This window comes from Azospirillum sp. (assembly GCF_035627195.1).
In the GTDB taxonomy this organism is placed as follows: domain Bacteria; phylum Pseudomonadota; class Alphaproteobacteria; order Azospirillales; family Azospirillaceae; genus Azospirillum.
The window spans coordinates 1-9,298 of the sequence record NZ_DASPMG010000201.1; the positions used below are offsets into that span (position 1 = coordinate 1).

Genomic DNA, 9,298 nt, shown 5'->3' on the forward strand with positions numbered 1-9,298 from the left:
CAGGAGCGCGCCAAGAAGGTCCTCTCCGTCGCCGTGCACAACCACTACAAGCGGCTCGTCCACGGCGAGGAGGGCGAGAGCGACGTCGAGCTCGACAAGTCCAACATCCTGCTGATCGGCCCGACCGGCACCGGCAAGACCCTGCTGGCGCAGACGCTGGCTCGAATCATCGACGTGCCGTTCACCGTGGCCGACGCCACGACGCTGACCGAGGCCGGCTACGTCGGCGAGGACGTCGAGAACATCATCCTCAAGCTGCTGCAGGCGGCCGACTACAACGTCGAGCGGGCCCAGCGCGGCATCGTCTACATCGACGAGGTCGACAAGATCTCCCGCAAGTCCGACAACCCGTCGATCACCCGCGACGTGTCGGGCGAGGGCGTGCAGCAGGCGCTCCTGAAGATCATGGAGGGCACCGTCGCCTCCGTGCCTCCGCAGGGCGGCCGCAAGCACCCGCAGCAGGAGTTCCTGCAGGTCGACACCACCAACATCCTCTTCATCTGCGGCGGCGCCTTCGCCGGCCTGGAGAAGATCATCGCCCAGCGCGGCAAGGGCACGTCCATCGGCTTCGGCGCCGACGTGCGCGGCCCCGAGGAGCGCTCGACCGGCCAGATCCTGCGCGAGGTCGAGCCGGAGGATCTGCTGAAGTTCGGCCTGATCCCCGAGTTCGTCGGCCGCCTGCCGGTCGTCGCCACCCTGTCCGACCTGGATGAGGCGGCGCTGATCGAGATCCTGACCAAGCCGAAGAACGCGCTGGTCAAGCAGTACCAGCGCCTGTTCGAGATGGAGGACGTGCACCTCGACTTCTCCGAGGATGCGCTGAAGACCATCGCCAACAAGGCCATCCAGCGCAAGACGGGTGCCCGCGGCCTGCGCTCGATCATGGAATCGATCCTGCTCGACCCGATGTTCGACCTGCCCGGCCTCGCCGGCGTGGAGAGCATCGTCGTCAACGGCGAGGTGGTGGAGGGGCGCGCCAAGCCGCTCTACGTCCACGCCGACCAGCGCCGCGAGGCGCCGGGCGCCTGACGGGCGGACCGATAGGGAATTGGAAGAGGGGCGCTCCGGCGCCCCTTTTTCTTTTGGGACGCCGCCTTGACAGCGATGCATTCAGCCATCACCCTTCTGGCGGGTACGGGAGAATGACGATGCGCGCTGTGCGGAAGACCAAGCCGTTGTCGGGTACCGCGTCGGTGCGGACGGGGGTTCCGGCCTCCGGCGCGCAGGAAAAGTCCGCCATCCAGAAACGCGTCGACCGCGACATGGAGGCTTGGAACGAGGTGAACCGGCGTTACGGGTCGGTGGCCGACGAATTCTGCGAGCTTTAAGCCGCCGTGGCGCAGTTCGATGTGTGCCGAAACACGGGAACCACGCGGGCGCGTAGCCCTTTTCTTCTGATCCTGCAATCCACCCTGTTCAAAGGCTTCGACCGCCGGGTCGTCATTCCGATGACGCTGCGGAGCGTCTTGCCGCGCGAGGTCGATTCCAAGCTGTGCCCGGCCTTCGTTATCGAGGGGCAGGTGGTGCTGTTGATGCCCTTGGAGATCACCAACATTCCGGGCGAGCGGCTGGGCCAAGTCGTGATGTCGCTGCGCGACGAGGCGGAGACGGTCATCGCCGCCGTCGACTGGATGATGAACCGCGGCTGGGACTAACGGTCTACGCTGCAACGCGGTAGGGATTCCGCGGTTCCGCCCTTGAAGGGCCAGGGGTGCTGTGCCACGTTAGTCCTGTGCCGTTCAAAGATACCGCGCTCATTCCCCGAGGCGGTGTCGCCCCAGGCCCATCCCGGGCTGGCGGCGTCCCTACCAAGAGGCCCTGATCGATGTTCGAAATCCCCCGTGGTGCCCTCTATCCGGTCCTGCCGCTGCGCGACATCGTGGTGTTCCCCCACATGATCGTTCCGCTGTTCGTGGGCCGCGAGAAGTCCGTGCGCGCCCTGGAAGACGTGATGAAGGACGACAAGCAGATCCTTCTCGTCACCCAGAAGAACGCCGCGCAGGACGACCCGACTCCGGCGGACATCTACAGCGTCGGTACCGTGGGCACCGTGCTGCAGCTCCTGAAGCTGCCGGACGGCACGGTCAAGGTGCTGGTCGAAGGCGGGCAGCGCGCCTCCATCACGAAATTCGCCGAGAACGAGGAGTTCTTCCAGGCGTACGCCGACCTCGTCGAGGAGAAGGTCGGTGACCAGCAGGAGCTGGAAGCGCTGTCCCGCGCGGTGGTCTCGCAGTTCGAGCAGTACATCAAGCTCAACAAGAAGATCCCGCCGGAGGTGCTGGTCTCGATCAACCAGATCGAGGAGTCCGGCAAGCTGGCCGACACCGTCGCGTCGCACCTGGCGCTGAAGATCCCCGAGAAGCAGCAGCTCCTGGAGTGCGCCACCGTGTCGGAGCGGCTGGAGCGGGTCTATGCCTTCATGGAAGGCGAGATCGGCGTGCTTCAGGTGGAGAAGCGCATCCGCAACCGCGTCAAGCGGCAGATGGAGAAGACGCAGCGCGAGTACTACCTGAACGAGCAGCTGAAGGCCATCCAGAAGGAACTCGGCGAGACCGAGGACGGCCGCGACGAGGCGGCCGAGCTGGAAGAGAAGATCAACAAGACGCGCTTCACCAAGGAGGCCCGCGAAAAGGCGCTGGCCGAGCTGAAGAAGCTGCGCTCCATGAGCCCGATGTCGGCCGAGGCCACGGTCGTGCGCAACTACCTGGACTGGATGCTGTCCATTCCGTGGAAGAAGCGCACCAAGGTCAAGAAGGACATCAAGCTGGCGCAGAAGATCCTGGACGCCGACCACTACGGCCTGGAGAAGGTCAAGGAACGCATCCTGGAATACCTTGCCGTGCAGAACCGCATGAACAAGGTGAAGGGGCCGATCCTGTGCCTCGTCGGACCGCCGGGCGTGGGCAAGACCTCGCTGGGCAAGTCGATCGCCAAGTCCACGGGCCGCAACTTCGTGCGCATGTCGCTGGGCGGCGTGCGGGACGAGGCCGAGGTCCGCGGCCACCGGCGCACCTACATCGGCTCCATGCCCGGCAAGGTGATCCAGGGCATGAAGAAGGCCAAGTCGTCCAACCCACTGTTCCTCCTGGATGAGGTGGACAAGCTGGGCGCCGACTGGCGCGGCGACCCGTCGTCGGCGCTGCTGGAGGTGCTGGATCCGGAGCAGAACGGCACCTTCAACGACCATTACCTGGAGGTCGACTACGACCTGTCCGACGTGATGTTCGTGTGCACGGCCAACACGCTGCGCCTGCCGCAGCCGCTGCTGGACCGCATGGAGGTGATCCGCGTCGCCGGCTACACCGAGGACGAGAAGGTCGAGATCTCCAAGCGGCACCTGATCGAGAAGCAGGTGAAGGCGAACGGCCTGAAGAAGGGCGAGTTCGCCATTTCCGACGACGCGCTGCGCGACCTCATCCGCTACTACACGCGGGAAGCCGGCGTGCGCAACCTGGAGCGCGAGATCGCCAACCTCTGCCGCAAGGCGGTGAAGGAGATCATGATGAAGGGCACCGAGAAGGTGTCCATCACGCGCCGCAACCTCGACAAGTACGCCGGCGTGCGCCGGTTCCACTTCGGCGAGGCGGAGCTGGAGGATCTGGTCGGCGTCACCACCGGCCTGGCCTGGACCGAGGTGGGCGGCGAGCTGCTGTCCATCGAGGCGGTGTCGCTGCCCGGCAAGGGCCGCGTCACCACCACCGGCAAGCTCGGCGACGTCATGAAGGAGTCGGTGCAGGCGGCGGAGAGCTACGTCAAGTCGCGTGCCACCGCCTTCGGCATCAAGCCGACGCTGTTCGAGAAGAAGGACATCCACGTCCACGTGCCGGAGGGCGCCACGCCGAAGGACGGCCCGTCGGCCGGTGTCGCCATGATCACCTCGATCGTGTCGGTGCTGACCGGCATCCCCGTGCGCAAGGACGTGGCGATGACCGGCGAGATCACGCTGCGCGGCCGCGTGCTGCCGATCGGCGGCCTGAAGGAAAAGCTGCTCGCCGCGCTGCGCGGCGGCCTGAAGAAGGTGCTGATCCCGAAGGACAACGAAAAGGATCTCGCCGACATTCCGGACAACGTAAAGCGTGGCCTGGAAATCATCCCGGTGAATTCTGTGGATGACGTGCTGCGCAACGCGCTGGTCCGGGCGCTCGAACCCATCGAGTGGACCGAGCCGGTGGACGCTCCCGTCGAGGCCGCGGCCAAGCCGCGCGACGGCGAGGGCACCGGCGAGGTCATCCGCCACTAGGCCGGGTTTGGCCTGAAAAGCGCGGAATTCCGCCTGATTCACGGCCTCCGCCACCCGTCGGCAATTGACGGGTGGCGGAAGCTGTGTTTAGACTTTGCGCCTGCAAAGTCGTGGGGCGGCTTTGTTGATTAGTTCTTAGTCGTATCGGGAAGGGGGATTGAGTGAACAAGAATGATCTCGTGGCGCATGTCGCCGACGCAGCGGGTCTGTCCAAGACTGATGCGACCAAGGCCGTTGACGCGGTTTTCGAGGGCATCGCGGACTCGCTGAAGAAGGGTGACGAGGTGCGCCTCGTGGGGTTCGGCACCTTCGCCGTTGCCGAGCGCGCTGCCTCCGAGGGGCGCAACCCGCGTACCGGTGAGAAGATCAGCATCCCGGCGTCCAAGCAGCCGAAGTTCAAGCCCGGCAAGAACCTGAAGGACGCGTTGAACTGATTGGGCCGTTTGGCCTAGACTGCAACCGGCCGACGCTCAGGTCGGCCGGTTTCGTTTTTCCGGCGTACCGATTGCCGGATGCGGGCGATTAGCTCAGCGGTAGAGCATCTCGTTTACACCGAGAGGGTCGGGGGTTCGAAACCCTCATCGCCCACCATACAAATCAACGGCTTAGGCGGATTGTGCGGCCCGATTTCGGGCCGCTTTGCGTTTCTAGGCAACAACCGGGTAACGCTCAGGCGCGCCGGCATCGGTGGGGCTGCCCCGATGACGAGGCGGCTTCGTCATCACGGACAGGCGAGATTCACGTTCAGGCTGGTGCCGGTCGTCACGACGTTGAGCACCCCCCTTCGGCCCTGCAGGGTTATTTTGCAGTTCTTGCTGTGCCCCATGACAACGTTGACGTACACAAACATGTCGGTGTCGGTCTGGCCGTAGGGCACGCAGAACGTCTGTCCGATCGCCATGAGTCTTTCCGGCGTTTCGGTACGCATGGTGCCAGGCTCATAGGTTTGCGTCCGCACACTGGCCAGATAGACGCCGTTTTGTTGGATGCACACCTCGCCCACGGTCACCGGGGGCTCGGCGGCAAGGGCCACGCCACCGACCGGGGCGATGGCCGCGCCGGCGGCAAGGAGGAGCGATGTGGCGAGGGCGATGGCACGGCGCATGGTTCGGATCATCCTGAGTTGCACCGGCTCCCTTGGCCGGTCCTGTCTTGGTGACCTGTCCCAATCGAAAGTTCCAGCGCATTTCGCAGAATTTTCGGGGTGCCGGCGGCAGCGGCCGGTACCGGTGTCGGATTTGTAGCTTAATGTCAGAATTGTTTTGGTAACGGATTGTTAGGAATAGCCCTTATAGCGTTGTGGGTGACGCCGGTGCTCCGATCCTCGGGCGGCCGGTGACACCACGGATGGGGGCGGGCATGAGCGGCTTCACGGTTTCCGTCAACGCATGGGGCGTCCACATCGGCCTGCACCGGGACCTCGCCCCGTCCGAGGTGGCGGAGTGGCGCGCGGCGCTGCGGGATGTCGGTGAGCGGTTCGCCCGCGGCGGCCGGCCCCAGGGGCTGTTCGTGGACCTGCGCGACGGCGTCCCGGGCGGCGGGGCGATGGAGGCGCTGGTAGCCGTTCTGACGCGCGCCGGCAATGCCCGATGCGCGGTGATATCCGGTGACGCGGCCGGTGCGGCGACGCTGTCGCGCGCCGTCCGGCACGGCGATTCGGCGGGATCGGTGCGGGTGTTCCTGTCCGACGGGCGCGACCGGCCGCTGCTGGCCGCCGCCTACGCCTGGGTGCTGAACGGGGTGGAGCCGGCCACGGACCTGCACCGTGGCGGCGATCCGGGCAAGGTGGTTCCCTTCCGGCCGCGTCCGGTGGGTCAGCCGGCCGGGGCGGCTTCGGCGGCTTCGCGTTCCAGCAACGCCTCGATGGCGTCGGCCGGGGCGGGGCGGGCGTAGAAGAAGCCCTGGCCGTACCTGCAGGCGATGTCGCGCAGGAACGCGGCCTCGGCTTCCGTCTCGATCCCCTCGGCCACCACGTCCATGCGCAGGATCGCGGCCAGCGTGGTGACCACCTGGACGATGGCGGCGCTGCCCTCGCCGGTGGTGATGGCCTGCACGAAGCTCTTGTCGATCTTCAGCGTGTCGGCCGGGAAGGTGTGCAGGTAGGACAGCGACGAATAGCCGGTCCCGAAGTCGTCGATCGACAGGCGCACGTCCATGTCGCGGATGGTCATCAGCAGCGCCCGCGCCTTGGCCGGGTCCTGCATCAGCAGGCTTTCCGTGATCTCCAGCTTCAGCGAGGAGGGCGGCACCGCCGCGTCGTCCAGCACCGCGCGCACCAGGGACGGCAAGTCGTCGTCGCGGAACTGCTGGGAGGAGACGTTGACGGCCATGGACAGCGGTGTCGCGCGCGGGAAACGGCGCTGCCAGTCGGCCACCTGCCGCGCGGCCTCGCGCAACGCCCAGCGGCCCATGGGCACGATCAGCCCGCACTCCTCGGCCAGCGGGATGAATTCCGCCGGGGAGACCAGCCCGCGCTCCGGATGCTGCCAGCGCATCAGCGCCTCGAACCCGGCGATGCGGCCGTCGGCCAGCTCGACGATGGGCTGGTAGAACAGGCGCAGGTGGCCCTGCTCCAGCGCGCGGCGCAGGTCGGTCTCCGTGCGCATCTGCGCCATGGCCTGCCGGCGCAGGTTGCCGTCGAACACGTCGATCCGGTTGCGCCCGCCCGACTTCGCCCGGTACATGGCGAGGCTGGCGTCGCGCAGCATGTCCTCCGGCCGGTCGTAGCCGGTGACGCTGAGCGCGATGCCGAGCGACGCGGTCAGCACCATCTGGTGGCCATCCAGCGTGATGGGCTGCGCGACCGCCTGGGCCAGCCGCTCGGCGGCGTCCATGGCGTCGCCCACGGCGTCCACGTCGTTCAGCAGTACGCCGAACTCGTCGGCCGACAGGCGCGCCAGCGTGTCGCCCATGCGGCGGTTGCGCTCCAGCCGGGCGGCGATGGTCTTCAGCACCACGTCGCCGGCGGCCGTGCCCAGCGAATCGTTGACGCCCTTGAACCGGTCGAGATCGAGCAGCAGCACCGCGAAGTGCCGTCCGCCGGCGCGCCGGCGGTGGTCCAGCGCCTGCCCGACGCGGTCGAGCAGCAGCGTGCGGTTGGCAAGCCCGGTCATCCCGTCGTGGATGGCGTCGAACAGGATCTGCTGCTCGGCCTTCTTGCGGGCGGTGATATCGGTCATCGAGCCGGCCATGCGGACGGCGCGCCCGTCCGGGCCAAGCACGGCGAGGCCGCGGGCGAGGAACCAGCGCTCCCCGCCGTCGGCGTGGCGCATGCGGAACTCGTGCTGCAAGCCCTCGCGCTCGCCGGTCAGGTGCAGGTCGATGGCGGTGCGCAGGCCCGGCAGGTCGGCGGGGACGACGCGGTCGAACCAGTCGTCGATGCGGGTGCCGATCTCGTCCTCGGCGTGGCCCAGCATGGCCTTCCAGCGCGGGGAGTAGTAGACGGCGCCATCGGCCAGGGTCCAGTCCCACAGCCCGTCGTTGGCGCCGCGGGCGGCGAGCGCGTAGCGCTCCTCGCTCTGGCGGAGCTGCTGTTCGGCCTGCTTGCGGTCGGTGACGTCGGCCTGGCTGCCGACGATGCGGATCGGCGTGCCGGCCGCGTCCAGCACGGCGATGCCGCGGCAGGCCATCCAGCGCACCTTGCCCATGGCGTCGAGCATGCGGTATTCGATCTGGAAGGGCTTGCCGTCGCCGTCGGCCTGGGCGTCCAACGCGGCGCGCAGCCAGATCAGGTCGTCGGGAAGGACGCGGCCCAGCCATTCGTCGGGGCTGTCGCCGATCTCCTGCTCCTCGAAGCCGAGGATCGATTTCCAGCGCGGCGAGTAATAGACGCTCTCCGCCTTCAGGTCCCAGTCGTACAGGCCGTCGTTGCTGGCGGCGGCGGCAAGGGCGTAGCGCTCCTCGCTCTGGCGCAGGCGCTGTTCGGCCAGCTTGCGTTCGGTGACGTCGGCGACCGAGCCGACGAGGCGGATGGGCGTCCCCTCCTCGTCGCTGACCGCCACGCCGCGGCAGGCCAGCCAGCGCCACCCCGGCCCGCTGCGCACGCGGTGCTCGATCTGGAAGGGCACGGTGACGCCGACCATCTGCCCCTCGAAGGAGGCGTGCAGCCAGTCCAGGTCGTCGGGGTGGACGCGGTCCAGCCAATCGGACGGGCAGTTCAGCCCGTCGCCCGGCGGCAGCCCGAGGAACTCCTTGAACCGGCGCGACAAATACAGGGTGTCGGTGCGCAGGTCCCAGTCCCACACGCCCTCCGTCCCGGCTTTCTCGGCCAGCAGGTATCGGTCGATCGGACTGCTCAAGACTCCCTCATGTCGCGGCACGGATGGTACCGTGGGCCGCCATTGCTGATTAAAATTGCAAAAAATGCAACCTTGTTCTGCGCCGCATGCCGGCACGTGCAGCGATGTGTCGCGTGGCGGGTACAATTCGGTCGCGGGCGGGGTGTGTGAACCTGTGGGCGTTTCGCGGGTTCCTTTCCCATGGCGGGCACGCGCGCGGGTTGCTAGATCATGGCCATGGAATGGACCGACCAGGGGATCGTCCTGTCGAATCGGCCGCACGGCGATGCGGCGGCGCTGGCCGTGCTGCTGACGCGCGAGCACGGGCGGCACGCCGGCCTTGTGCACGGCGGCCGGTCCAGCCGGCAGCGCGGCCATCTGGAGCCGGGAACGCTGGTCAGCGCCCGCTGGCGCGCTCGGCTGAACGAACACCTGGGCACCTTCACGCTGGAGGCGGTGCGCGGCTATGCCGCCGGCCTGCTGGACGACCCGCTGCGGCTGGCGGCGCTGACGGCGGCCTGCGCGCTGGTCGAGGCGGCGCTGCCCGAGCGCGAGCCGCACCCGGCGCTGTTCGACGGGCTGCTGGCGCTGCTGGACGTGCTGGACTCGGCACCGGCCTGGCCGGAGGCGTACGTGCGGTGGGAGATCGGGCTGCTTGGCGAACTGGGGTTCGGCCTGGACCTCGACCGCTGCGCGGTGACGGGCAGCAACGACTACCTCGCGTTCGTCAGCCCGCGTACCGGGCGTGCCGTGTCGGCGGCGGTGGGCGAGCCATTCCGCG

General features: G+C 67.6%; 9 protein-coding genes and 1 tRNA gene. 8 read left to right on the forward strand and 2 right to left on the reverse strand.

Annotation, left to right across the window (positions count from 1 at the left end):
• The 6 genes from clpX to VED21_RS18655 form a co-directional block, all read left to right on the forward strand.
• Positions 1-1,029: ATP-dependent Clp protease ATP-binding subunit ClpX (gene clpX / locus VED21_RS18630; RefSeq protein ID WP_324884750.1), on the forward strand; the 1,029-nt coding region annotated here is incomplete at its 5' end.
• A 119-nt stretch (positions 1,030-1,148) separates the two neighbouring features.
• Positions 1,149-1,328, forward strand: a complete 180-nt coding sequence (locus VED21_RS18635; protein ID WP_324884752.1) for a hypothetical protein — start codon at positions 1,149-1,151, stop codon at positions 1,326-1,328.
• Between the two features lie 21 nt (positions 1,329-1,349).
• On the forward strand, positions 1,350-1,655 hold the full coding sequence (locus tag VED21_RS18640; protein ID WP_324884764.1) for a CcdB family protein: 306 nt from the start codon (positions 1,350-1,352) through the stop codon (positions 1,653-1,655).
• Between the two features lie 170 nt (positions 1,656-1,825).
• Positions 1,826-4,240, forward strand: coding sequence for an endopeptidase La (gene lon, locus VED21_RS18645; RefSeq protein WP_324884754.1), 2,415 nt, complete (start codon positions 1,826-1,828; stop codon positions 4,238-4,240).
• Positions 4,241-4,401: 161 nt separating this feature from the next.
• Positions 4,402-4,674: an HU family DNA-binding protein gene (locus VED21_RS18650; RefSeq protein WP_324884756.1), complete on the forward strand. Its 273-nt coding sequence runs from the start codon at positions 4,402-4,404 to the stop codon at positions 4,672-4,674.
• Between the two features lie 82 nt (positions 4,675-4,756).
• Positions 4,757-4,831: transfer RNA gene (locus VED21_RS18655), tRNA-Val, on the forward strand.
• Between the two features lie 130 nt (positions 4,832-4,961).
• Here VED21_RS18655 and VED21_RS18660 read toward each other — a convergent pair.
• The gene (locus tag VED21_RS18660; protein ID WP_324884758.1) at positions 4,962-5,345 is read right to left on the reverse strand and encodes a hypothetical protein; all 384 of its coding nucleotides are present in this window, start codon (positions 5,343-5,345) and stop codon (positions 4,962-4,964) included.
• Positions 5,346-5,599: 254 nt separating this feature from the next.
• Here VED21_RS18660 and VED21_RS18665 point away from each other — a divergent pair, with 254 nt between their 5' ends.
• Positions 5,600-6,133 carry a hypothetical protein gene (locus VED21_RS18665; protein ID WP_324884760.1) on the forward strand — a complete coding sequence of 178 codons (534 nt, stop codon included), beginning with the start codon at positions 5,600-5,602 and terminating at the stop codon, positions 6,131-6,133.
• Here the strand turns inward: VED21_RS18665 and VED21_RS18670 are convergent.
• Positions 6,055-8,538, reverse strand: a complete 2,484-nt coding sequence (locus VED21_RS18670; RefSeq protein ID WP_324884762.1) for a sensor domain-containing protein — start codon at positions 8,536-8,538, stop codon at positions 6,055-6,057. The genes VED21_RS18665 and VED21_RS18670 overlap by 79 nt on opposite strands.
• Before the next feature lie 216 nt (positions 8,539-8,754).
• On the opposite strand from VED21_RS18670, the gene recO reads away from it, so the two are divergent.
• Positions 8,755-9,298: DNA repair protein RecO (recO, locus tag VED21_RS18675; protein WP_324884766.1), on the forward strand; the 544-nt coding region annotated here is incomplete at its 3' end.

Coding starts and splice junctions, on each gene's coding strand:
- VED21_RS18635 (WP_324884752.1), top strand. CDS start 1,149: ATGCGCGCTGTGCGGAAGACCAAGCCGTTGTCGGGTACCGCGTCGGTG.
- lon (WP_324884754.1), top strand. CDS start 1,826: ATGTTCGAAATCCCCCGTGGTGCCCTCTATCCGGTCCTGCCGCTGCGC.
- VED21_RS18660 (WP_324884758.1), bottom strand. CDS start 5,345: ATGCGCCGTGCCATCGCCCTCGCCACATCGCTCCTCCTTGCCGCCGGC.
- VED21_RS18665 (WP_324884760.1), top strand. CDS start 5,600: ATGAGCGGCTTCACGGTTTCCGTCAACGCATGGGGCGTCCACATCGGC.